Origin of the sequence: Pseudomonas sp. (assembly GCF_030683065.1) — a bacterium.
Classification (GTDB): Bacteria; Pseudomonadota; Gammaproteobacteria; order Pseudomonadales; family Pseudomonadaceae; genus Aquipseudomonas.
On sequence record NZ_JAUXMX010000023.1, the window covers coordinates 1 to 21771 of the forward strand.

At 59.6% G+C, this 21771-nt stretch carries 27 protein-coding genes; 11 read left to right on the top strand and 16 right to left on the bottom strand.

What is annotated here, in order from left to right; genetic code table 11:
- Positions 1-120: 120 nt before the first annotated feature.
- From Q8K09_RS05080 to Q8K09_RS05145, 14 genes are all read right to left on the bottom strand, one after another.
- Positions 121-393, bottom strand: a complete 273-nt coding sequence (locus Q8K09_RS05080; RefSeq protein ID WP_305253901.1) for an HU family DNA-binding protein — start codon at positions 391-393, stop codon at positions 121-123.
- 405 nt (positions 394-798) lie between these two features.
- Positions 799-1716 (bottom strand): c-type cytochrome, encoded by a 918-nt coding sequence (locus Q8K09_RS05085; RefSeq protein ID WP_305253902.1) that lies wholly within the window; start codon positions 1714-1716, stop codon positions 799-801.
- Positions 1713-2360, bottom strand: coding sequence for a c-type cytochrome (locus Q8K09_RS05090; RefSeq protein WP_305253903.1), 648 nt, complete (start codon positions 2358-2360; stop codon positions 1713-1715). The genes Q8K09_RS05085 and Q8K09_RS05090 overlap by 4 nt, the downstream gene beginning before the upstream one ends.
- 15 nt (positions 2361-2375) lie before the next feature.
- Positions 2376-2645 carry a hypothetical protein gene (locus Q8K09_RS05095; protein WP_305253904.1) on the bottom strand — a complete coding sequence of 90 codons (270 nt, stop codon included), beginning with the start codon at positions 2643-2645 and terminating at the stop codon, positions 2376-2378.
- A gap of 160 nt (positions 2646-2805) precedes the next feature.
- Positions 2806-3402 (bottom strand): cytochrome b/b6 domain-containing protein, encoded by a 597-nt coding sequence (locus Q8K09_RS05100; protein ID WP_305253905.1) that lies wholly within the window; start codon positions 3400-3402, stop codon positions 2806-2808.
- Complete coding sequence (locus tag Q8K09_RS05105) at positions 3395-4975, bottom strand: tetrathionate reductase family octaheme c-type cytochrome (protein ID WP_305253906.1); 1581 nt, start codon at positions 4973-4975, stop codon at positions 3395-3397. Before Q8K09_RS05105 ends, Q8K09_RS05100 begins: the two co-directional genes overlap by 8 nt.
- 108 nt (positions 4976-5083) lie before the next feature.
- Positions 5084-6298, bottom strand: coding sequence for a hypothetical protein (locus tag Q8K09_RS05110; RefSeq protein WP_305253907.1), 1215 nt, complete (start codon positions 6296-6298; stop codon positions 5084-5086).
- Positions 6299-6321: 23 nt separating this feature from the next.
- The gene (locus tag Q8K09_RS05115; RefSeq protein WP_305253908.1) at positions 6322-7290 is read right to left on the bottom strand and encodes an SLAC1 anion channel family protein; all 969 of its coding nucleotides are present in this window, start codon (positions 7288-7290) and stop codon (positions 6322-6324) included.
- A gap of 1 nt (position 7291) precedes the next feature.
- Positions 7292-8707 (bottom strand): dihydrolipoyl dehydrogenase, encoded by a 1416-nt coding sequence (locus Q8K09_RS05120; RefSeq protein ID WP_305253909.1) that lies wholly within the window; start codon positions 8705-8707, stop codon positions 7292-7294.
- Between the two features lie 96 nt (positions 8708-8803).
- Positions 8804-9448 carry a peroxiredoxin gene (locus tag Q8K09_RS05125; RefSeq protein WP_305253910.1) on the bottom strand — a complete coding sequence of 215 codons (645 nt, stop codon included), beginning with the start codon at positions 9446-9448 and terminating at the stop codon, positions 8804-8806.
- Between the two features lie 58 nt (positions 9449-9506).
- Positions 9507-10373, bottom strand: a complete 867-nt coding sequence (locus Q8K09_RS05130) for an MBL fold metallo-hydrolase (protein WP_305253911.1) — start codon at positions 10371-10373, stop codon at positions 9507-9509.
- 146 nt (positions 10374-10519) lie between these two features.
- On the bottom strand, positions 10520-10708 hold the full coding sequence (locus tag Q8K09_RS05135) for a DUF2892 domain-containing protein (protein WP_305253912.1): 189 nt from the start codon (positions 10706-10708) through the stop codon (positions 10520-10522).
- A 43-nt stretch (positions 10709-10751) separates the two neighbouring features.
- Entirely contained in the window at positions 10752-11291 is a 540-nt protein-coding gene (locus tag Q8K09_RS05140) for a rhodanese-like domain-containing protein (protein ID WP_305253913.1), read from the bottom strand.
- A 13-nt stretch (positions 11292-11304) separates the two neighbouring features.
- Positions 11305-11685, bottom strand: a complete 381-nt coding sequence (locus Q8K09_RS05145; protein ID WP_305253914.1) for a rhodanese-like domain-containing protein — start codon at positions 11683-11685, stop codon at positions 11305-11307.
- 351 nt (positions 11686-12036) lie between these two features.
- Here Q8K09_RS05145 and Q8K09_RS05150 point away from each other — a divergent pair, with 351 nt between their 5' ends.
- From Q8K09_RS05150 to Q8K09_RS05165, 4 genes are all read left to right on the top strand, one after another.
- Positions 12037-12264: a cyd operon YbgE family protein gene (locus Q8K09_RS05150; RefSeq protein ID WP_305253932.1), complete on the top strand. Its 228-nt coding sequence runs from the start codon at positions 12037-12039 to the stop codon at positions 12262-12264.
- Between the two features lie 35 nt (positions 12265-12299).
- Entirely contained in the window at positions 12300-12698 is a 399-nt protein-coding gene (locus Q8K09_RS05155) for a group II truncated hemoglobin (RefSeq protein ID WP_305253915.1), read from the top strand.
- A gap of 106 nt (positions 12699-12804) precedes the next feature.
- Positions 12805-13041 (top strand): YheV family putative zinc ribbon protein, encoded by a 237-nt coding sequence (locus Q8K09_RS05160; protein WP_370869486.1) that lies wholly within the window; start codon positions 12805-12807, stop codon positions 13039-13041.
- Positions 13042-13098: 57 nt separating this feature from the next.
- The gene (locus Q8K09_RS05165; RefSeq protein ID WP_305253916.1) at positions 13099-13401 is read left to right on the top strand and encodes a hypothetical protein; all 303 of its coding nucleotides are present in this window, start codon (positions 13099-13101) and stop codon (positions 13399-13401) included.
- 293 nt (positions 13402-13694) lie between these two features.
- Here the strand turns inward: Q8K09_RS05165 and Q8K09_RS05170 are convergent, their stop codons facing one another.
- Positions 13695-14651, bottom strand: a complete 957-nt coding sequence (locus Q8K09_RS05170; RefSeq protein WP_305253917.1) for a LysR family transcriptional regulator — start codon at positions 14649-14651, stop codon at positions 13695-13697.
- 151 nt (positions 14652-14802) lie between these two features.
- Here Q8K09_RS05170 and Q8K09_RS05175 point away from each other — a divergent pair, with 151 nt between their 5' ends.
- The 7 genes from Q8K09_RS05175 to Q8K09_RS05205 all read left to right on the top strand — a co-directional run bounded on the left by Q8K09_RS05175 (position 14803) and on the right by Q8K09_RS05205 (position 21038).
- The gene (locus tag Q8K09_RS05175; RefSeq protein WP_305253918.1) at positions 14803-15366 is read left to right on the top strand and encodes a TRAP transporter small permease; all 564 of its coding nucleotides are present in this window, start codon (positions 14803-14805) and stop codon (positions 15364-15366) included.
- Complete coding sequence (locus Q8K09_RS05180) at positions 15359-16657, top strand: TRAP transporter large permease (RefSeq protein ID WP_305253919.1); 1299 nt, start codon at positions 15359-15361, stop codon at positions 16655-16657. Before Q8K09_RS05175 ends, Q8K09_RS05180 begins: the two co-directional genes overlap by 8 nt.
- Before the next feature lie 45 nt (positions 16658-16702).
- Complete coding sequence (gene dctP / locus Q8K09_RS05185; protein WP_305253920.1) at positions 16703-17704, top strand: TRAP transporter substrate-binding protein DctP; 1002 nt, start codon at positions 16703-16705, stop codon at positions 17702-17704.
- Between the two features lie 108 nt (positions 17705-17812).
- Positions 17813-18937, top strand: coding sequence for an FAD-binding oxidoreductase (locus Q8K09_RS05190; protein ID WP_305253921.1), 1125 nt, complete (start codon positions 17813-17815; stop codon positions 18935-18937).
- Positions 18915-19247, top strand: a complete 333-nt coding sequence (locus Q8K09_RS05195; protein WP_305253922.1) for a (2Fe-2S)-binding protein — start codon at positions 18915-18917, stop codon at positions 19245-19247. Before Q8K09_RS05190 ends, Q8K09_RS05195 begins: the two co-directional genes overlap by 23 nt.
- Positions 19244-20647, top strand: a complete 1404-nt coding sequence (locus Q8K09_RS05200; protein WP_305253923.1) for an NAD(P)/FAD-dependent oxidoreductase — start codon at positions 19244-19246, stop codon at positions 20645-20647. Before Q8K09_RS05195 ends, Q8K09_RS05200 begins: the two co-directional genes overlap by 4 nt.
- A gap of 37 nt (positions 20648-20684) precedes the next feature.
- On the top strand, positions 20685-21038 hold the full coding sequence (locus tag Q8K09_RS05205; RefSeq protein WP_305253924.1) for a RidA family protein: 354 nt from the start codon (positions 20685-20687) through the stop codon (positions 21036-21038).
- 146 nt (positions 21039-21184) lie between these two features.
- On the opposite strand, the gene Q8K09_RS05210 is transcribed toward Q8K09_RS05205, so the two are convergent.
- A complete protein-coding gene (locus Q8K09_RS05210) occupies positions 21185-21430 on the bottom strand; it encodes a carbon storage regulator (RefSeq protein ID WP_305253925.1) in 246 nt (81 codons plus the stop codon).
- Between the last annotated feature and the right edge of the window lie 341 nt (positions 21431-21771).

Sequence of the window (21771 nt, forward strand, 5' to 3'; positions counted from 1 at the left end):
TTTTTCTTTTGATTACTTAATGAAACACTATCTCGATATTTTCACTTTCCCCCAGATAGCAAAAGCCCCGATTTACGGGGCTTTGCAGAACTTATCCACAGAAAATGAAACGCTCTCTGTTTAATTTACAGCATCTTTCAGCGTCTTGCCGGCTTTGAAACCGGGTAGCTTGGCTGCTGCGATCTTGATCGTGGCGCCGGTTTGTGGGTTGCGTCCATCGCGTGCAGCGCGTGCCTTCACCGCAAAGGTACCGAAACCCACGAGGCTGACGCTTTCGCCATTTTGCAGGGCAGAAGAGATGGCGCCGGTGATGGCATCCAGGGCGCGGCCAGCAGTGACTTTGGGCAGGTCAGTCGAGGCGGCGATGGCTTCAATCAGTTGAGCTTTGTTCATGGGCGGTTCCTTCTGGCGGTCTGATAAGGAGCGGATCATAGCCACGCTTTATTCAGTGGTCTGGTGAATATCCAGAACGGCCCAGACTTCCAGCGCCTTGCTGGCGCACCGCTTTCTCGGCTTTTGTGTAGGTGCATTATTGGCCCGTATGCCGACACTATGCTGACTCAGCCCCGCAGCCTGCAAAGCGAAATGCAGCAATAAATTCGTAATTTGAAACCGGGCCAATGAAATTCCGGTGCGTGGGTCAAAAGCGTATCGACTGAAACAGTTCAGAAGAGAACGCAATACGGTCTTGGGTAGCAGTAGGGCAGGCAAGCCTGGCTTGTTGCCAATGGTCGTTAATCAAGGCTGCCAGGTACAGTAGTCAGGCCTTCACTTCGCACCACAGAGCACTCAGCCAGGCTAAATTCCCTTGCCCAGCATCTTTCCGTTGACCGTCTCGCCGTATAGGTTAACGCCATCGTTAGCGTGATACTTGTCGCGAGTCTTCTCTACCGAGCCATCAATCATGCGTGGGTCCTGAGGCCGTTCGTGGCTGTTCATGAATGCCGCCACATGCCAGGCATCTTCATCCGACAAGCTACCTCCTTTGCCCAGGGGCATGCTCTCCTTGATGAACGCAGCAGCCGTATTGATCCGATGCATGCCTGCGCCCCAGTTGAACGAGTCCGCCCCCCAAAGTGGCGGGAACACATAATCAGTACCTGACTTCTGCCCTTCGCCGTTATTTCCATGGCATACCGCGCACTGTGCGGCGTAGACCTGTTGCCCTTTAGCAAGGTCATAGCCACCTTCGGGGTTAGGCACTTCCGGGTAGGCGCGACCTGGCAGCTCTTGACCGGTCGGTGCGCCGGTCGCGAGCCAGTACGAGTAGGCCGAAAGGGCCGCAATGATTGGACCGTCCGCTTCCGGTGCCTTACCGTTCATGCTGAACTGAAAGCACCCCTGCAACCGCTCGGCGTAGGTGTTCACCTTATCGTTCTTCTGCCGGTAAGCCGGGTACATGGTGTACGCCGCCCACAGCGGTGCCGAGTTGGCTTTTCGCCCCTGCTCGAGGTGGCAGTTGGCACACGCGAGGCCGTTACCTACATATTCCGGCGCGCGGTTTTTTGTATCTACGAAGATGGCGCGGCCTTCCTGTACCAACTTTCCAAAGGCGTTGTCCGGGAGCTCGCTTTCCTGAGGGGGTTGAAAATACGTGCGGCTGGCGGGTTCTGCTGCGCCGAGGCGAATCTGCGACTGATCCTCCATTGCGATGTCAGCCGCCTGAACGGGCAGGGCGAGTGCGATCAGCAGCAAGGCGCTTGTATGAGTATTCATTGTCCAGCTCCTGCTTCGGTCAAACCGGCGAAATAGGCCGAGACGGCCTTGATCTCATCTTCGGTGAGGCCACGAGCGACGTGGCCCATCAGGTCGTTGGGATCGTTCCTGCGAGTCCCCTGTTGCCAGGCGATCAGCTGCGAGGACAGGTACTGGGCGGACTGCCCAGCGAGTGGCGGAAAGGAATCGCCGACACCCACACCGCTCGGCCCATGGCAGGAGACACATTCGGGGATGTTGCGCTCCCATGCGCCTCGCAGTGCCAGTGTTTCGCCAATGCCTTGAGCCGCAGCCGTGCGACCGATTCGCTCAACGTCGGGTTGCGGCTTGTTGGCGAGCATCGTCGAGACGGCGTGTGCTTCCTCGAGGCTTAAGGCTGCAGCGATCGACTGCATGATCGGATTGGCGCGCTCACCAGAAGCGAAATCGGCCAGCTGTCTTTGCATGTAGACAGCGGACAGGCCTGCAAGCCGCGGAAATCCGGCTGCGGCCATGCCCTCACCCTCGGCACCATGGCAGGTGGCGCACGCCATCGCGGCAGGCTTGGCGCCGCCTTTGCTATAGACCGCGGCCGGATCTGCCGCCTGGGTAGACACGGATAACATTATTAGGAGCCCTGCCAGGGGCCAGCGAAAGACGTTCATGCAGCCTCCAAATCATTATTTTATTAGGTGTCGGCACTGGCTGCTTGGTCGCGGTTCAACGCTTCGCGGGCAGCGGCCCATGATCTGATTCAGCGAATCGGGACGAGGAGCACCTTGCTGTTGCTGCAGGTATCCTTCGTCGTCCATGTAGTAAATGACTGGCGTTGCCGAGCCCCCCATTTCATCCATCAATGTCAGGTTCGCGGCGAGTTGTTCATTGACCTTAGGCGAAATCCTTTCAATAGGCTCCACTTTGCTGACTTTGCCTGCCGCTTCATAGGACATCGTCAGCTTCGACCATGGGCTGCGTTTGCTTCCAGGGTATGTTGCAGAGTGGCCCTTCGGATGGGGGGAAAGCTAGACGACCTTCGGTAGCTCAGCTACGCCAGTCCTGACTGGCCTGGCGTGCGGCCAATGCTCCTTCGTGATAGCGGTTAGCAGGAGCTTAGTGCCGCTGCCCCCAGCCGCTGATCATCGCCTTGATATGCGCCAGAGGGGTGTGCCCGGTGGTGGTCAGGTACACATGTACGATGAGGAAAGTCAGCATCAGGAAGGCGCCCAGGGTGTGTGACAGCGCGATCTGCTCCAGTCCGATCCAGCTGGGCAGGTGGGCCTCCAGGCGACCCCAGAACAGATAGAGCAGGCCACTCACCCAGATTAGCGGATTGATCAGCAGCAGCACGCCGAGGTAGGCGATGCGTTGCAGCGGGTTGTGCTTGCGCTCGCGGGTGACCTTGTAAGGGTGTGGGGCGCCGCTGAAAATGCCGTAGGCGTAGTAGAGCGCCACCCGTTGCATGTTGTTGAGGGTGGGGATGTACTGCCGCCACTGGCCGGTGGTGAAGTGCCAGAAGATTGCGAATACCCAGAGTACGATCAGCATCCAGGCCGCCACTTCGTGAACTGCAACCGCCGTGCGGAAGTCGAGCAGGGCGTGGCTGCCGTGGATGGCGAAGCCGCTGAACAGCAGGGTGATGATCAGGGCTGCCTGCGACCAGTGCCAGAAGCGCTCGAAGCGGGTAAACAGGTAAAGGCGCTCACTCATTTTCGGATTTCCTTCTGCGCGTATACGCGGCGATCCGCAGCCCGCCATGCAGCAATACCCCGAGCAGGGCAAGCCCGGCCAGGCTGAAGCCGAGGGTGTCTAGCCGTCGGTTGTGGTCCTTGCCTGGCAGCCAGATGCCCGGCACCGCCGCCAGGCGGCTCTGGCTGGCGTGGCACTGCGCGCAATCCAGGGCCTGCTCTTTGGGTGCGACCATGTGGGTGATTGGCCACAGCATGACAGTGTCGACGAAGTCGAACTGGCCGCTGTAGGGCGTGCCCGTGGCGTCGGCACCAGCCTGCAGGGCCTTGGCCCAGTCGAAGTTGTACCAGAGGGCCGTGTCGTTGGGGATGGCGGTATGTGGCACCAGCAAGGTCAGGTGCTGGGTGTCGTAGGGCTGGCGGCTGTGGAAGGTCTTCACCGGCCAGATGCGTGCGTCTTTGGCGCCTGGGGTGCCGTGGAAGGTGTTGATGGGCACCCGTGTGTCGGGGTCGATGCGGGTGTCGGGCTGCACATAGGTGACCCGGCCATCGAACCAGACATAGTCGGGCGACACATTCTCGCCAAGGATGAAGTCGCCCTTGCGGCTGTCGTAAATCACATGGCCCTTGGCGTCCCTGGTCAGGAAGGGTTTGCCCGCGGCATCCATCTTGCCGACGCTTGACCAGTCCCAGGCCATCTTGGTCGGCACGCCGCCGCGGGCGAAGGTCGGGATATGGCAGCTTTGGCAGGCCAGGGTGCGGGCGTGGTCATTCAGCCGGCTGGCGTGCAGCAGGTCGTCCTGGTGCGGGCGATCGCCATGGCAGGACTGGCAGGTCGACGGGTTGCGTGTGCTGTGTTCGCCGCGGACGATCGCGGCATGGGGATCGCTGGCGGTTACGCTGATGCGGCTGCCGGCGATCTGGTGCTGGTCGGCGACATGGCAGGTTGAGCAGCTGAAGTTCGCGCCGTCGCTGGCCATGTGCACGTCCAGTTCGCGGCTCGGCGCGTTCAGCGAGGAGTCGAGGTCGCCGTGTTTCACGCCGTCGCCACCGCCGCCGTAGTAGTGGCAGGCACCGCACGTCTGGCGGGAGGTGGCGCCGATGTTGCGTGCCACCACCGCCAGGTTCACCGGATCGATGAACTTGCCTGAGCCGGGCGAGGTTTCGCTGCGTACCAGCGGCGGATGACCCGCCAGGCCGGCGAGCTTCAGGTAGCCGCCGGTATTGTGGCAGGCTAGGCAGTCGACCTTGCTCTCGTCGCTGAAGTCGAAGCTGGCGTCCTGCCAGCCATAACCAATGTGGCAGGACTGGCAGAACGCCTCGTTGGAGCGATCGCCGATGCAGAAGCCATTGAGCATGGTCTTCTTGCCCAGGCGCTGGCCGGTGTCCGGGTTGGTGTAGTCCCAGGTCCAGTGGCGGGTGGCCATAACCTGTTTGGCCGCCTCGGTGTGACAGCCCAGGCAGGCGCGGGTGACGTCCTCGCCGCTGGCGAACGGCCCTTGCAGTTCCTTGAAGCTGCTGTGGTCGGCAGTGGCGGCCAGTGCCAAGCCGGGGAGCAGCAGAAGCAGGTAGAGCAGCCATCGGGATATCGTCATGGACACCTCTTGCCAGGTGAAAAACGTAAAGGCTGCAGAGCAACCATAGTCCATTGGCGTCGCGCAGCGGCGTGTCCACATTTCTCATGCAGGCTCGCGCATTCTGTTTCAGCCGTCGATACCGGCAATACGCACCTCCCGGCGCAGCAGCAGGTTCCAGGTCAGGCGCAGCAGCGCCGCGAGCGTGGCCAACTGAATAGCCGCCAGGATCAGGATGCCGGTCCAGTACACGAAGCCGAATGGCTGAATCAATCCGCTATCTACCCAGACCAGGTGCCACCAGAACATGCCCATCACAAACAGGGCCACGCCAGGGCAGATCAGACCGAAACTGACCGGGCTACGAGCCTCACCGCTCAGGTGTGCACGCAGGTAGCCGTTCAACTGCATCACCCGGTAGCCAATTAGCATCACGCCCAGTTGCAACATGAAGATCCCGGTCAGGGTGACGAAGATCGTGCCGCTGCTCGCTCCACCGGAAAAATGATGGCTGAGACCATGTTGCAGGCGCAGCCATTCGATGCCGAGTAGGGTCAGGATCGGTACCAGCATCCAGATGCTGGGGGTCGCCTGTGGCTGCAGGCCGTGGGTCATCATCGCGCTAATGCCGGTTACCAGCACGATCAGCGCCACCACCAGCGACAGCATCAGGAACAGGATCGACAGCGTGGCGGCCAGGGTCGACACCAACTGCACATGGGACATGGCAGCAGGTGCGGCGAAACCGACAGAGAGCATGGCAAAGGCAAACACGGCCAGCAGGGCGGACAGATGATTGTGTTCCTCGCTGCGATGGCCGCCACTCACCAGCATGCGACTGAAATAGCGACCAAAGATCCGCAGCGCACTCCAGGCGATGGCCGTGAAGGCAAGCAGGGCAAGGGGGAACAGGTACTCGACCACCGACCATAGACCCGGTACGAACAGCACCCCCAAGGCAAAGCAGACGTTGACCGTCATCGCCAGGGTCAGCGGGATCGCCATCAACTGCACCTCCGCCGGCGACTGGCGCAGGGCTGTCAGCGTCTGTTGGCTAGAGATAGAGCGAAACTCGCGAATGTTCCAGCCCAGCAGCAGAAAATGCAGGGTAGCCAAGGCAAGCACCCCGACGACGGAAACCAGCAGGATCGCCGTCATGGGTGCAGGGCTGGTGGCTGCTCCCTGCCAGGCCGCCAGCAGATGCTTCCAGGTCGGCATCGGGTAGCCTGGGTGCGGGACCATCCACATCAGGTACATGAAGAACGAGATGCACAACCCCCCGGCTCCGAGAGCTGACAGCCAGTAGCTCGGATGATAGGGGGACTCGGAAGTCCGCTGGAACATGCTGCTACTCCTGTGTCATTCGTTCATTCAGGTACGCAGATCCTGCCCATGATCGCAGCCATAAGGGTTTTCACTGCGAGTATGGCAACCATGCCGGTCAGCAGCACCAGCAGCACCCAGCCCAGCCAGTTGTAGAAGGCCTGTCCGCTGCGTGCCGCCATCTCGAATGTCGCCAGGGTCATGGCGGCCAGTGGGAAGCAGTAGGCCCAGGCGGAGATGAAGAACGGCACACGGAAGAAACGGGCGGCGTTGCTGGCCAGCAGCAGGGCCAGAAACAGGGCTGTGAAGTAGAGGATGCGGGCGAAGGCATCGAGGCTGTCGGTGAGCGCCACATAGGACAGGAAGCCGACCGAGGGCGGCGCGAGGAGGATGAACAGGGTGGGTGTCAGGCGCTGAGGCAGGGGTTCGTGGAAGAACAGCCGGTAGAGCACCATGGTCAGCAGCACCAGCCAGAACACCAGGCCGATGCTGAAGAAGAACCAGCTGACGTCGACCGGGCCGAAGCCGACGCCAACCACCGGAACCAGAATGTTGCCGACTACCGGAATAAACCAGGCCGGGTTGGCATGCGTGATCTGGAAGTGCGTGTGGTGAATCCAGCTGCTCATCGCCATCAGGGTGAAGGCCAGGTGCAGTGCGGCCCCGATGCCCCACATCCAGCAGGCCACGTCGGGAGCTGCCTTGGCCCAGGCGATGGCCAGCAGAAGCAGTCCGATGGAGATGGCCGGCAGGAAGTTTTGCTTGAGCGGGTGTGCACGCTCGGCCAGTACCGCCGCCGGATAGCGCACCAGCTTGGCCGCATAGACCAGCAGCAGGAAGACATAGAGCGCGCTGGCCAGCCAGCGCAGGAGGCTGCCGATCTCGCCAGGCACCAGGCCCAGATGCGCCACCTTGATCCAGGCGATGGCCAGCCCGGCTACGCCCATTACGCTGGAGAACAGCGCGACCGGGAAGTGTTCGAGGCGGTGGGTGGTTTCGCTTGTTGTGTTCATGTCAGTCCTCGGCAACCAGCCCCATGGGCAACCCGTCCGCAGTGGCGAAGCGCTTCGCGATCTCCTGCAGGGCGGTGGCCAGCAGCTCCTCGACCACCGGATGATAGAACGGCATCTGCAGCAAACTCTGCGCCGTCTCGCCACGCTGGATCGCCCAGGCCAGTTGGTGGGCCAGATGCTCGCCAGCTACGCACAGCAGCGAGGCGCCGAGCAGGCGGCCGCTTTCGATATCGGCATAAATGTTCAGCAGGCTGTGTTCACCGCCGAGGATGCGCAGACGACCATTGGCTTCGCCGGATGCGCTGCCGACGATGATCCTGCTCGGATCCAGCTGGCTCAAGCGCGCACCGACCGCAGCGACATCCGGCGTGGAGAAGGCTATGGCCAGCGGCACCTTGCGCCGGAAACGCCTGCTCAGGCCGCGGGCCGCGTTATAGCCGGCGATGGCACCCTCGTCGGCGGCTTCGTGCATCAAGGCCCGCTGGCCGTTGGCATCGCCAGCGATGAACACCGGCCACTTGCCCAGTTGCAGGGTGGCTGGGTCGAACAGCGGATCGCCACGTTCGCCCAAGGTGAAACCGGCATCCGCGAGGTTCAAGTCATCGGTGTTCGGTCGGCGGCCGATGGCTACAAGCAGCAGATCGACTTCAGTTGCGCGCTCGCCGGAGCGCAGTAGCAGGCCTTTTTCGAGGGGTTCAACACTCGCGGGAGGTCCGAGCCACAGCGGCATCTCCTCCGAGAAGGCCTTGATCGCGCGTTCAGCCACTTGCGGGTCGTCGATGCCGGCCAGGCTGTTGCCTCCGGCAGCCGTGACCTCTACGCCCAGGCGGCTGAGCGCCAGGCCCATTTCCAGGCCTACGGCTCCCAGACCCAGTACGCCGATACGTTGCGGCAGTTCGGGCAGCTCGAAGAGTTCATCGGTGGTCACCATCCGGTCGGCCACTGAGTCAAGCCAGGCCGGTACCTGCGGGCGGGAACCGGTGGCAATGATCACGGCTCTGGCGTGCACGCGCACGCGCCCTTGGGCGGTTTCAACCTCAAGCAGGGTTGGCTCGACAAAGCGCACACGACCCTCGATCAGTTGCTCGCCGGCGGCTGTTCGCGCCTTGTTTGTAGCGCTGGCAGTGAAGCGGTCGCGCTGCTTGCGCAGCTCGGCCCAGGTCGTGGTTTTATCCAACTGCAGTGCCTCGCTGCCAGATACTCCAATAGCGGGCAGCGCCTGGCGTGATTGCCACAGGCCTGCAGCGTGCAGCGCCACCTTGGACGGCATGCAGCCGACACGGGCGCAGGTGGTGCCCAGCGGGCCATGATCGATCAGTAGGAAACTGCGCCCGGCGCGGCGCACCTCGCGCAAGGCATAGAGGCCGGCAGTGCCGGCACCGATGATGGCGACGTCGATGGAAATCTCGGGGAGCATGACAGGCAAATCCCTTTTGTCTGGGGAGTAAATGCAACACCCCCACTGCATGATCGAGGACACGCAGTGGGGGGAGGGGGAGCGGTCAGCTAGTTGTTACAGCGTCTTGGTGGAGAAGTACCAGTCCACCGTGTCGTAGCCTTCACCGGCGCGTTTTTCCGCATCATCAGCGGTCTTCGGTGGTGGCACGATTACCGGCTTGCCGGGGCACCAGTTCTCCGGGGTGGCCACGCCGTGAGTGTCGGAGGTCTGCAGGGCTTCGAGCAGGCGGACGAACTCGTCGATGCTGCGACCGTTGCTCATCGGGTAGAAAACCATGGCCCGCAGAATGCCCTCTGGGTCGATGAGGAAGGTCGCACGCACGGCTTGGGTATCGGCTGCCCCCGGGTGGACCATGCCGTAGGCGCTAGCCACCTTCATCGAGATGTCCTCGATGATCGGGAAGGGGATCTCGACACCGAACTTCTCCTTGATGTTGCGCATCCAGGCCAGGTGGGAGAATAGGCTGTCGATCGACAGGCCCAGCAGATCGCAGTTCATGGAGGCAAACTTCGGCGCGGCCTTGGCGAAGCCGATGAACTCGGTGGTGCATACCGGTGTGAAGTCTGCCGGGTGGGAGAACAGGATCAGCCACTTGCCGCGGTAGTCTTCCAGCGAGCGTTCGCCGGAGGTGGTGCGGGCAGTGAAGGCCGGAGCCGGCTCGTTGAGGCGCGGAAAGTTCATTTGCGGTGCGTTTTCCATGGTGTTTTCCTCTGACTAATGGAAGGTGGATGCAGCAGTAACATTCGCCAAACGTGCCTTACAGCACGTTCAGCGGGATCGTTATGTAGCGGGTGCCGTTGTTCTCGGCCGGCGGTAGTTCACCGGCGCGCATGTTGACTTGCACCGAGGGCAAGATCAGGGACGGCATGCGCAAGGTGGCGTCGCGGGTCTGGCGCATGGCGACGAATTGCTCCTCGCTGATATCGGAGCCGATATGCACGTTGCCAGCGCGTTCGGCGCCTATGCTCGTCTCGTTCTGATACTCCTCGCGGCCCGGTGCCTTGTAGTCGTGGCAGAGGAACACGCGGGTCTCGTCCGGCAGCTGGAACAGCTTGTCGTGAATCGAGCGATATAAGGCATGAGCGTCGCCGCCAGGGAAGTCACAACGGGCGGTGCCGTAATCGGGCATGAACAGCGTGTCGCCGACAAAGGCGGCGTCGCCGATGACATAGGTCATGCAGGCCGGAGTGTGGCCGGGAGTATGGATAGCATGTGCCTTGATCGTGCCGACCGCGAACGCATCGCCATCGTGAAACAGCCGATCGAACTGGCTACCATCGGTGGGAAAGTCCGGCCCGGCGTTGAACAGCTTGGCGAAGGTGCCCTGGACCACGGTGATCTGTTCACCGATGCCGAGCTTGCCGCCCAGCCGCTGGCGCAGGTAGGGCGCGGCGCTGAGATGGTCGGCGTGCACGTGGGTTTCGAGGATCCACTGCACCTCAAGGCCCTGTTCGCGGACATGGGCGATCAGGCGGTCGGCACTCTTGTAGGAAGTCCGTCCCGCAGCCGGATCATAGTCCAGCACCGAATCGATCAGCGCGCATCGACCAGTTGCCGGATCACTCACCACGTAGCTGTAGGTGAAGGTGGCGGAGTCGAAGAAGGTTTCGACATGGGCGTTCATGGCAGTACTCCCGCTGATTCGCAATATACCCCTGGGGGTATTTTCGTGAGGTCAGCCTAACAAATCCCTGTGCAGAGAAAACCGGTGATTTTCTATTGTCTCGATAGGCCGAGCCGATCAGTACGATGGCCCGGCAGAGGGCGTGGCTATTTCTTCATCGGGCAGGTCTTGATGCCGAGCAGGGTATAGGCAGGGCACCAACCGAGCAGGCCAGTGGCCAGCGGCAATAGGCCGATCCAGGCCCACATTGGCCCACCTGCGATGGCCCAGACGATCAGTGCGATGCCGACCACGATGCGGGCGATCTTGTCGATGCCGCCAACGTTCTTTTGCATGATGTGTTGCCTCTTCGGGTGATGGTGCAATCGGGTACCGACGTTACGGGCGGTACATCTTTTCTGGGTTCATCTTCGGGCTCCATGGCAGCCCGGAGTTCTGCCAGCCGTTCTGCAGGCGGAAACCGACCTGCGATCCTTCCTTGAGCGCTGAACCCTGGAATCCGTCGATCACATAGCGGGCATTCGGGAAACCGCTGGCGCGCAGAAAGGCGGCGCTCGGTTCGCCGCGCTCGCTACCGGAGCGACACATGGTGATGATTTCGGCGTTCTCATCGAGGCCGCGCTTGTGCAACTGGGCATGGATTTCAGCGATGAAGTCGGGGTTCTGCGCGATTTTGTAAGTGCCGCGCCGGTCGTCCCAGGCGCTGCGATCAACCAGCATGTAGGGCACGTTGACGTGCACGGCGTCAGTGAAACCGACGAACATGATCTCGACTGGGTCGCGGACATCGACGAACAGCAGCTTGGCGTCGGCTTGCTGGACCCGAGTGTGTACTTCTGCGGCGGTGATACCGAGATCGGCAGCCTGAGCAGTGAGCGCAAGAAAGCCCAAGGCCGCAGAGAGCAAAAGACGTTTCATACAGGTTCTCCTCTTACTCGAAGGTTGGCAGGCTCGGCGTGACCACCGCCTTGTCGGCTGCGCTCCAGGCATCGAAGCCGCCCTCGATTGACTGCACCTGCAGGTAGCCCATGTCGTGTAGGGAACAAGCGGCGAGTGCAGCACGGCCACTGGTCTTGCAATACAGCACAATCTTCAGGTCGCGAGCTGACAGCTCCGGGGTGTTGCTGAGCTTGAACTCCAGCAGGCCGCGGGGGACGTTGACTGCGCCGGGTATGTGCCCGGCGTGGAATTCGTCAGCTTCGCGCACATCGAGCACTACATCAGCCTCCCGAATGGCTGCTTCGGCGGTGTCGAGATCTATTTCAGTGATATGGGTTTTGGCCTCGGTGACCAGGTCGTGGGCGCTTTTCACTGTCGATTACCTGCATGGTGAACTGCAAAGGGGAAGGGCTCTTGACGAGAGCGTTGCGTCACAAACGGGGAGTTCGCCGTCAACCAGTCCAAAGGCGAATGACCGTTGAGTCTCACTGGCATTTGCACCATGCCTCGTACAGCTGCGACCAAGTGTCTCGTACCCCTATTTAGATATACCCCATGGGGTATCATGGGCGCAAGGTTGATGGTTGGATTTTGGCTAAGCATATGTATTTATTGAATATTCTATAAAAATTGAAGCGAGCCCTTTGTCGAGGCTTGATGAGTTCGGGTTTGCTGTACCCAACGTTGGAGGGCCAGCCAGGCGCTAACGCTATGCCGCAAGTCAATCCGCCATCCCCTCGTTGTGATGACTCACGCGGTGGCCATGCCCGATGTCGACGGGCACTACAGCCATGGCCTGCTGATGCTGGCGATGTGGGGCGTGGCCAACGGCTTTATCCGCGACGTCGGTTTCGATCCGCGGGCCTGGTTCTGGCAACTGCTATTTCACCCGCTGCCGAGGTGGTTGCGGGTGGATCTAGGCTATTTGATCCTTTGGCAGGCGCGGAGCTAAGGCGCCACGCCGCTAATTACGCGAGGTAACCTTTGATGGCAACTGCATCTACACAAACGCCTTACCAGCTACTCGGCGGTGACCAGCCGCTGCGTCATCTGGTCGACCGCTTCTACGACATCATGCTCACAGAGCCGGGTGTCGAAGTCGTACGCAACATGCATGACGCCGATACCGCTGAGATCCGTGAGAGGTTCTTCGACTTTCTTTCCGGATGGTTGGGTGGGCCATCGCGTTACATCGAAAAGCATGGCCACCCAAGATTGCGTGCCCGGCACCGCTTTTTCTCCATCGGTGAGAGTGAGCGCGACCAATGGCTGTTATGCATGTCCAAAGCTCTGGCGGAAACGCCCATGGACTCGGCGCTGCGTGCGCACCTTGAGCAAACCTTCGCGAAGACGGGCGACTTTCTACGCAACCGTCCTGAGTGTTGATCGCGTTCAGGACTTTGCAGAGGGCGGATGTATAGCCGCTGTTATTGGGAAGCCGTCACTATTAACCGCGGCTTTACCTATCAACACTATCCGGGTGGTTATGGTTATGAGTCAGCCCAAGAAACAATTCATTTCTGGTGCCGTCTGTCCAGCATGTAATGAGGTGGACAAGATTCAAATGTGGTACGTCGATGGCCAGCCACATCGTGAATGCGCCGCATGCGGCTATGCCGACAAGCTTGATGCAGATGGACAATCAATTCCCACCGCATCTGGATCAGGAGAGGCGGCAGGCGAGGTCGAAGAGCCCGCTTCATTGATTGTAACTACTCGATCCCAATAGCCGGGCAGGGCAATAAGTACCAGGGGTATCGGATCGAGCAATAGCCGCGACCAGTGGTTGCTGGATGAGGCGGGTGAAGCCTTGGCCATTGGCGGCGAGGGCGAGCTGTGTATCGAAGGGCCGTCGCTGGCCACGCGCGCGGATCTGACTGCACAGCATTTTATTGCCTGGCTCGGGCAGCTGCAAAAACGCAGTGAGCAACCGCACCTACTGCTTGATGGCGAACGCCTGCTAAGCAGTGCGCAGCGCCCGGATGGTTCGCGCAATCCGCTGTATGCACCGATCCGCTACGTCGATATCGAACATGCCGATGGTCAGGTGCGACCATGGCGGCAGCGGCGTATGTGCTGCATTCGCTAAGTGCTGCCAGGGGTTGAGCTCTGCCCCAACTGCCCGCGCTTGAAGCGACCTCCTGCTGTACGGCTTCCTGAGGCTAGCCAGCAAGGTATGCCCTTGATAGATAAGCGTTCCTGAGTATCGTAAACGCATCTGAAAGTCTGCTTCTGGCCGATTTCTGCCCGCCACGACTGACAGCAATAGGTCGTTCGTGGATATCTTGCAGCGGGCAAAAACGAGATTTTAAAGCGGTTGCCGAGACTGGGCTTATTCAGCCGACATGGCTCACGTTGAATCGGGTGTCATTTATTGACACTTCAGGTGCGCTCAGCGTGGTCATGTGGTGGCGCCTCGAAATCTAATAAACCGGAGGAAGACACTGCCAGTTGTGCCAGCTTGCGACGCAGCGTATCGATAAATTCAAGGGTCAGCCGCGATTTAGCTCGTTGGGCCGGATAGAGGATGTTGTAGACGAAACTTATCCTCGGTTCGAATCGTTTCACCACCAGCCCTTGCGGCGCGAAGTGCAAGGCCGTCAGTGGGTCGGCCAGGGTGACACCGCTACCGGCCAGCACGAATGAACAGGCTACATAGCACAGTTGCGTATCGACAATTAGCTGCCGGCTGACGCCGGCCCGCTCGAAGACCTCGTCGACCTTATAGCGCACGCTTTGTTCTGTCCCCAGGGAGATAAACGACTCGCCCTTCAGATCCTCGGGCGTGATCACCATCTTATTTGCCAGCGGATGACCTGCTGGCAAGACGCACACCATGCGGCTGTCGGCCAACGGCTGTACATCAATGGCTGGGTCGGAGACGGTGGTGGCAACAATGCCAACATCATAGTGCTGAGTGGCAATCCAGTCGGCGACCTGTTGTGAACTCCTGACCTGCAAGGTCACGGAGACGCCGCGATGATCGCTGATGAACTCCTGCACCACATTTGGCAGGAAACCGATGGACACTGCTGGCATGGTTGCGATCCTGAGCGTGCCGCGGTGATAGCCGCGCAGCTCATCCGCAGTTCTGGCCAGTTTCTCGATGCCGACAAAGGATTTCTCTACCTCTTCGAACAAGATCAAGGCCTCGGGCGTCGGCGTCAGACGTTTCTTGTGACGCTCGAACAACCTGAGTTGAACGGCATGCTCGAAGTCCGCCAGTAGTCGGCTCACTGCCGGTTGCGACACGCAGAGAATCTCCGCCGCCCCGGTAATTGTGCCGGCAATCATTACCGCTCGGAAGGCCTCGGCCTGCCGATGACTTAGTTTCGCCACATGCCCTCCAGCTGGCTCTGGGCCGCAAAAATATGATGGATATAGCGCGGGATCATAACATTTTGTTATCTAGTGCTAACAATAAACGATTTGATGTTATCAAGTGTGCCAAGCAAGATCGGACCAATAAACCTCCAACAAGAGATAAGAAATGGAGACGTTCTTCAGGTACACGTTGGCTTTGCTAATCAGCATCGTCGCCGGATTTCAGTTCGTTCAAGTGATCACCCGCTATGTCTTCGAGACCCCGGTAATGGGCCTGGAGGAGGTATCGATCATCCCCATCATGTGGCTGTACATCCTCGGCAGTGTCAATGCGTCGCGGGAAGACACGCAGATTCGCGCCAACGTATTGGAGATTTTCCTCAGTACCGAAAAGTCCCGGCGCCTGCTGATGGTGGTTTCGGAGTCGCTGAGCATCATCATCTCGGTCTGGCTTACCTGGTGGGCATGGGACTACTTCAAGTACGCCCTAAGGGTGTGGAAAGAAACCCCGACTCTCTATCTACCCACCTTCATCTATGAGTGTTCGCTGTTCCTCGGCCTGTTGCTGATGACGCTCTACGTCTGCTGGCACCTCTACAAAAATCTCCGCGTGCTGTTCAAGGGTGGCGCCTCGCTGAGCGCACCCACCGGCCATGACTTTCCGGAAACGACTGAAGTCGCCGAATTCCAGGTGCTGACCGAAAAACAAGAAGGAAAATCTCATGATTGAAGTCGCGCTGATGGGCTTCGCACTGCTGATCGTCTTGCTGAGCATCGGAGTGCCGCTGCCCTACTGCTTCGGGGCTGGTCTTATGGTCATGGTGCTGGTCGGCGATGCCACCATGAAGGGCACCATGCTCTGGGGCTTCAGCCAATTGACCAACCCGGTTCTTCTGGCTATCCCGCTGTTTGTGTTCGCTGGCACCATCATGAGCGCCAGCGGCATTGCCGGCAGCCTGCTGAAGTTTGTCAACATCTTCGTCGGTCGCATTCGTGGTGGTCTTGGTGTGGTCGCCACCCTCAGCTGCGCGATTATCGGCGCGATATCCGGCAGCGGTCTCACCGGCATTGCCGCGATCGGCCCGCTGCTGATCCCGGAGATGGAGCGCAAAGGTTATCCACGTGCCTACGCTACCGCCCTGATCGCCAACTCGTCGGTCCTCGGCTTGTTGATTCCTCCTAGCGTCACCATGATTGTCTACGGTTGGGTCACCGAGACCTCGATCCTCGCCAGCTTCCTGGCAACACTGGGCCCAGGCCTGCTGATCATGTTCAACATTGCCTTGGTCAACCTGGTGATGTCGCGCAAGTTCCCACTAGTGCTGGATGAGACGCTATCCATGCCCGAGCTGTTGAAAGAGGGCATGTCACGCACGGTGAATGCTCTGCCAGCACTGATCATGCCGATCATCATTCTCGGTGGTATCTACGGCGGCATCATGACCCCCACCGAAGCGGCAGCAGTGGCGGTGATCTACGCCTTGCCGGTCGGTTTTATGATCTACAAGGGGCTGACTTGGCGCACCTTCCTGGAGTCGGGCAAAGAATCAGCCACCGCTGTGGGCTCGATCATGATCATGATTCTGTTCAGCCTGATGCTCAGCCAGATCTACGTAATGGAAGGTATTCCCCAAGCGCTGGTGGAAGCGATTTTCGAGATCACTGATGACAAAACTACGCTGCTGATTCTGGTGACATTGTTCCTGTTCGTTATCGGTATGGTGGTGAACGACATCACCGCCATCATCCTGACTGCGCCCTTACTCCTGCCATTGATGTCCGCACTGGGTGTCAGCCCCATCCAATTCGCCGCCATTGTGGGTGTGAACACCGCGATGGGCGGGGTGACACCTCCGTACGCCAGCATCCTTTATTTGGGTGCGCGCATTGGCAACGTCAAGTTCACCGAGGTCGTCAAACCGGCCATGTTGATCTTGGTGTTCGGCTACCTACCGGCAGTAGTTCTAGTGGCCGCATGGCCAGACCTCTCTGAATACATCCCGAATCTGTTCGGTTACTGATGTAACCGCACACTCTTGCGTCCAACAACAACAAGGAAACGTGCAATGAAGATGTCATTTGCCAAGAAAGCTTCCCTGGGGCTGGCCCTCGTACTCTCGACTGCTGGCTTGGTGCAGGCCGAGACCCTTAAGTTGTCTCACGTCCGCCCGCAAGGTACGGCCATTGACAATGATGTTAAGTGGTTCGCTGAGCATGTGCAGAGCGCGACCGACGATAAGCTCAAGGTCAAGATCTATGCTGCTAACGCCTTGGGCGACTACACCGTTGTGCAGGAACGGGTCGGCCTAGGTGCTATTGATATGGCAGTACAGCCCCCCGCATCTGACGTCGACAGGCGCTTTCAGATCCTCTATATGCCCTACATGGTGAAAAACTGGGCCGAGGCGCAGCGGGTATTCGGACCGGGTACGCCGATGCGCAGTACCGTCGCCGAGTTGTACCAGGCGCAAGGCATCAAGGTGTTGGCGGCTTGGCCGGTGTATTTCGGCGGCATCGCCTTGAACAAGGACGTGCCAGCTGCAGGTAATCCCGATGTCGCCAAAGGCGTCAAGCTGCGGGTGCCACCGATCAAGACCTTCCAGCTACTGGCGGACCAAGTCGGTTACATCGCCTCGCCGCTGCCGTTCTCCGAAACATTTACCGCCGTGCAGACCGGCGTTGTCGACGGAGTCATGGGCTCCGGCGCCGAGGGCTACTACTCCTCTTTCAGCGACGTCACCAAATTCTATGTGCCCTCCAACACCCACTTCGAGGTGTGGTACCTGCTGCTCAACCAGGAGCGCTACGACGACCTGGAGCCTGAGCAACAAGCGGCGCTGGACAAGGTCGCGCTGGAGTTCGAGAGCCGTCGCTGGAAAACCGCCCAAGTTGACCAGGCCGCCCATGAGCAGCTGTTGGCCAAGGCCGGCACCACTATCGTCGCAGTCTCCGATGCTGATATCGAAGTCACTGCGCAGAAAGTCCGTGCCAATGTCTGGCCGGAAATCATCAACGACATCGGCAAGGAATGGGCCGACAACGTGCTCAAGTCCGCCCTGAAAGACTGAGTTTAAAACGAGCAAGGCGCCCGGAGCATGCGTCTCCAAGGCGGCCTTGGCGCTTTCAAATAGCAGGCGCTAAGCCTGTGTCCTGATCATCTTCAAAAGGAGTAGGCCATGTCGGTTCGCTTACGGGCAGGCTGTCGCCAAACGGACGTCACCGTAATCGGCGGCGGTCTGGTCGGTCTTACCATCGCCCTGGGCCTTATCCGTAATGGGTTGAAGGTAACCATACTGGATGAGGGCGACGTTGCTCTGCGCGCATCTCGAGGGAATTTCGGCTTGGTCTGGGTTCAGGGTAAGGGCGATACCTGCCCTGAGTATGCCCAGCTATCGCGCCTATCTGCGCGTTTGTGGGGAGAGTTTTCCCAGCAGCTGCAGTCCAGCACTGGTATCGATATCCAACTAGACCAGCGAGGCGGGCTGTTTATCTGCCTAGAGGACGCTGAGCTGGAGCAGCGTCAGCGAATGCTTTGTTCGATGCGCGAACAGGCAGCCGGCAACTACCCATTCGAGGTTCTCGATCACGCCCAACTTAGAGCCCTGGTGCCTGAGATCGGCCCACGCGTTGCTGGGGCCACCCTGAGTCTGGAAGACGGCCACCTGAATCCGTTACTGCTGTTGCGCGCCTTGGTAGAAGACTTTGTCGCCCAAGGTGGTCAGTTGATCAGTAATGCCTCAATCGGTGAGATCAGTATGCAGGGTGGCGAATTCAGCGTGCTAGCCGGGCACGAGAGTTGGTATTCGGAAAAGCTAGTCTTGGCCGCCGGCCTCGGCAACCAGACACTCGCCTCCCAAGTGGGGCTATCGGCCCCACTAAAACCCAATCGTGGTCAGGTATTGATCACCGAGCGCGTGCAGCCGTTTCTCCACTATCCCACCGGCCATGTGCGCCAGACCGGGGACGGCACCTTGCAGTTGGGTGACTCCAAAGAGGACGTCGGCTTTGACAGCGGTACCACCACCGAGGTGATGGCGAAAATTGCACAGCGGGCGACCCGGATGTTTCCGCTGCTGGAGCAGGTGCGAATGGTCCGCGCCTGGGGCGCATTGCGGGTAATGACGCCGGATGGCTATCCGATCTATGAAGAGTCCAGCGCCTGTCCCGGTGCATTCCTAGTGACCTGCCACAGTGGTGTCACCTTGGGGGCCGCGCACGCCGGGCCGATTGCCGACTGGATTGCTGGGAAGCCACAAGCCTTTTCTCTGGAGGTGTTTCGTGCAGCACGATTCGATGTTTAAACGCCTGGCTAGCGAAGACCGGGGGACTGTGCTGGTGGAAATCGACGGAGTTGCCTTCCACGCCAGAACGGGCGAAAGCGTGGCCGCCGCAATTCTAGCCGCGGGCATGATTCCGTCACGTAGCACCGCGCTGTCCGGCAGCCCGCGCGCGCCCTATTGCATGATGGGGGCCTGCTTCGAATGCCTGGTGGAGATCGATGGCGTGCCTAACGTGCAAGGCTGCATGACCCTGGTGGAGCACGGCATGAAGATCCTTCCGCAGCTAGGCGCCAGGGTTGTCCCTATAGCTGAGCAGGAGTCGTACTCATGAGCGAGCGTATCTATGACCTGGTAGTGGTCGGCGCCGGTCCTGCCGGCATGGCTGCCGCGACTACTGCATGCCAGCATGGCCTGGATGTCGCCTTGCTGGACGAGCAAGGCGCCCCGGGTGGGCAGATTTACCGTAGCGTGAGTAACCCGGCACCGACTGATAGGCAAATACTGGGTCCCGACTACTATTACGGGCGCTCGCTGGTCGATGCGCTGGAGCATTCGGTGATCGATTACTTCCATTCGACCATGGTGTGGGATATCAGCCCAGAGCGGGTACTTAGTGTGTCCGTAGGTGGGCAGAGTCGCACTCTGCGCGCAGCCAAGATACTGCTGGCGACCGGCGCCCAGGAGCGGTCGGTGCCTTTTCCCGGTTGGACCCTGCCTGGGGTGATGACCTGCGGCGCGGCGCAGATACTGTTGAAGAGTAGCGGTCTGACCCCTTCGGGTCCGCTGGTACTGGCCGGCAGTGGTCCGCTGCTGCTGCTGATCGCCTGCCAGTTGCACAAGGCTGGCGTACCGATCAGTGCCGTGCTGGATACCACTCCGCCAGGTAACTACCTCAAGGCACTGCGCCATGCAGTCGGCGCCCTAAGGGGCTGGCGCATGCTGCTCAAGGGCCTGGGCTATCTGGCCTCGTTGCGCAAAGCTGGAATTAAGATGCTTAGCGGGGTGACGCAACTGCGCGCCGATGCTTCCAGCAGCGGTCGTCTGGCACAGTTGCATTTCCAACACAAAGGTAATGACTGCGTGATCGAATGCCAGACACTTCTGGTGCATCAGGGCGTTGTGCCCAATGTGCAACTGACGCGCGCCCTAGATGCCAAACATCTATGGCACGAGCAACAACAGTGCTGGCATCCGCAGACCGATGCCTGGGGCGAAACTTCGATCGGCGGTTTCTTCGTCGCTGGAGACTCCGCAGGGATAGGTGGTGCGCTAGCCGCAGAGTACTTCGGGCGTTTTACAGCTTGGCAGGTTGCCTGCCAGCAGGGGCGCATCGATAGCACTGAACGAGACCGGCTGGCACGCCCGGCACAACAGGCCTTGGACAGACTTATGGTTATCAGACCGTTTCTGGATGTGCTCTACCAACCGGCGCCCGAGTTCCTGCTGCCGGTAGATGAAACCATCATCTGTCGTTGTGAGGAGGTCACTGCCGGTGATATCCGTCGCTTCGTAGGGCTTGGTTGTAGCGGTCCGAATCAGGCCAAAGCCTTTAGTCGCGCTGGTATGGGCCCCTGTCAGGGCCGCATGTGCGGTCTAACAGTGGCTCAAATCATCGCCGCCGAGCGAAATGTTGCCATCGATCAGGTGGGTTATTACAACATCCGCGCGCCGATCAAGCCGCTTTCCCTAGGTGAACTGGCTTCACTGGTGAGCCCAGGGGAAAAGCAATAGCCGGTCATTTCAATGCAGAACTCCAAAAGGAAAAGCCATGAGCATTAGCCGATATGAAACAGCCGCGCGGATGAGCCGCGTCGTAGTGCATAACCAGACCGCCTATTTGTGCGGGCAGGTAGCAGAAGACCATAGTGTCGGCATTCAGGAGCAAACCCGCACCATGCTGGCTAAGGTTGATGCGCTACTGGCGTCGGTTGGTAGCGATCGCGAGCAACTGCTGTCCGCCACCATCTACCTGAAGAATATGAGCCTGTTTGCCGAGATGAACGGCGTATGGGACAACTGGGTTCCGTCAGGCTTCGCCCCTGCGCGAGCCTGTGTCGAGGCCAAGATGGCTAGCCCAGAGTTGCTGGTAGAAATTTCGGTTATTGCTGCTATTCCTCAGTAGTTCAATTTACTGCACGCACGCTGTTATTTGCTTTCTGGCCTGCTCAGTATTCAGAATGCGACAGCGGCGGACACAGGAAGAAGTATGGTTTACCTGTAGGCGAGGGGATGCTGTATAGCGAGTCCGCCCTTGTTTCGGTAGACATTTTAGAATGGCTTTTTTTGGCCGAAAGCTGTCCATGGCCCTATGGATGGATAGGGCTCACTCCGCAGAATCTGGATCGTCCTCGGCGCATCAATCGAAACACGTAGGCTGCCTGACTCAATCTGGCGGATCTCCACGGTGATGCCATCACGGAGGATCTGGAGCAGCGCTTTCTCAAGGTCAGCACCAGGAGCAAGGGTCAGAACGATGGATTGGCCAGCGCGGCGGGTCAGCATGAGATGAGACATAACATTACCTTCCTTGGTGGTTAAGTCATTATGAGGATAGTCGATAACTCAGCCCTGCCGGCGAACCAGCAGAGGTGCCGCCCCTCAACCGGCAACTCTCTTTCGTGCTGGCCAGTATTACAGCCCAGTAACGCCCACTGCTCCTCGCCATCTACCATGTCGATTCCCCAAGGTACAACTACGCCACAGTAGGTTGCCATCCTGAAACCCTCAGGCTAGAGTGCGTCCGTCGTGGTCAATCCCACGACCGGGTGTGGTAGCCCGATTCACACGAAGGCGCGGTTGCGTCATAAACGAGAGCTGGCTCTTATTTGAGCCTGTAGTTTTCTCGTGCACTTATG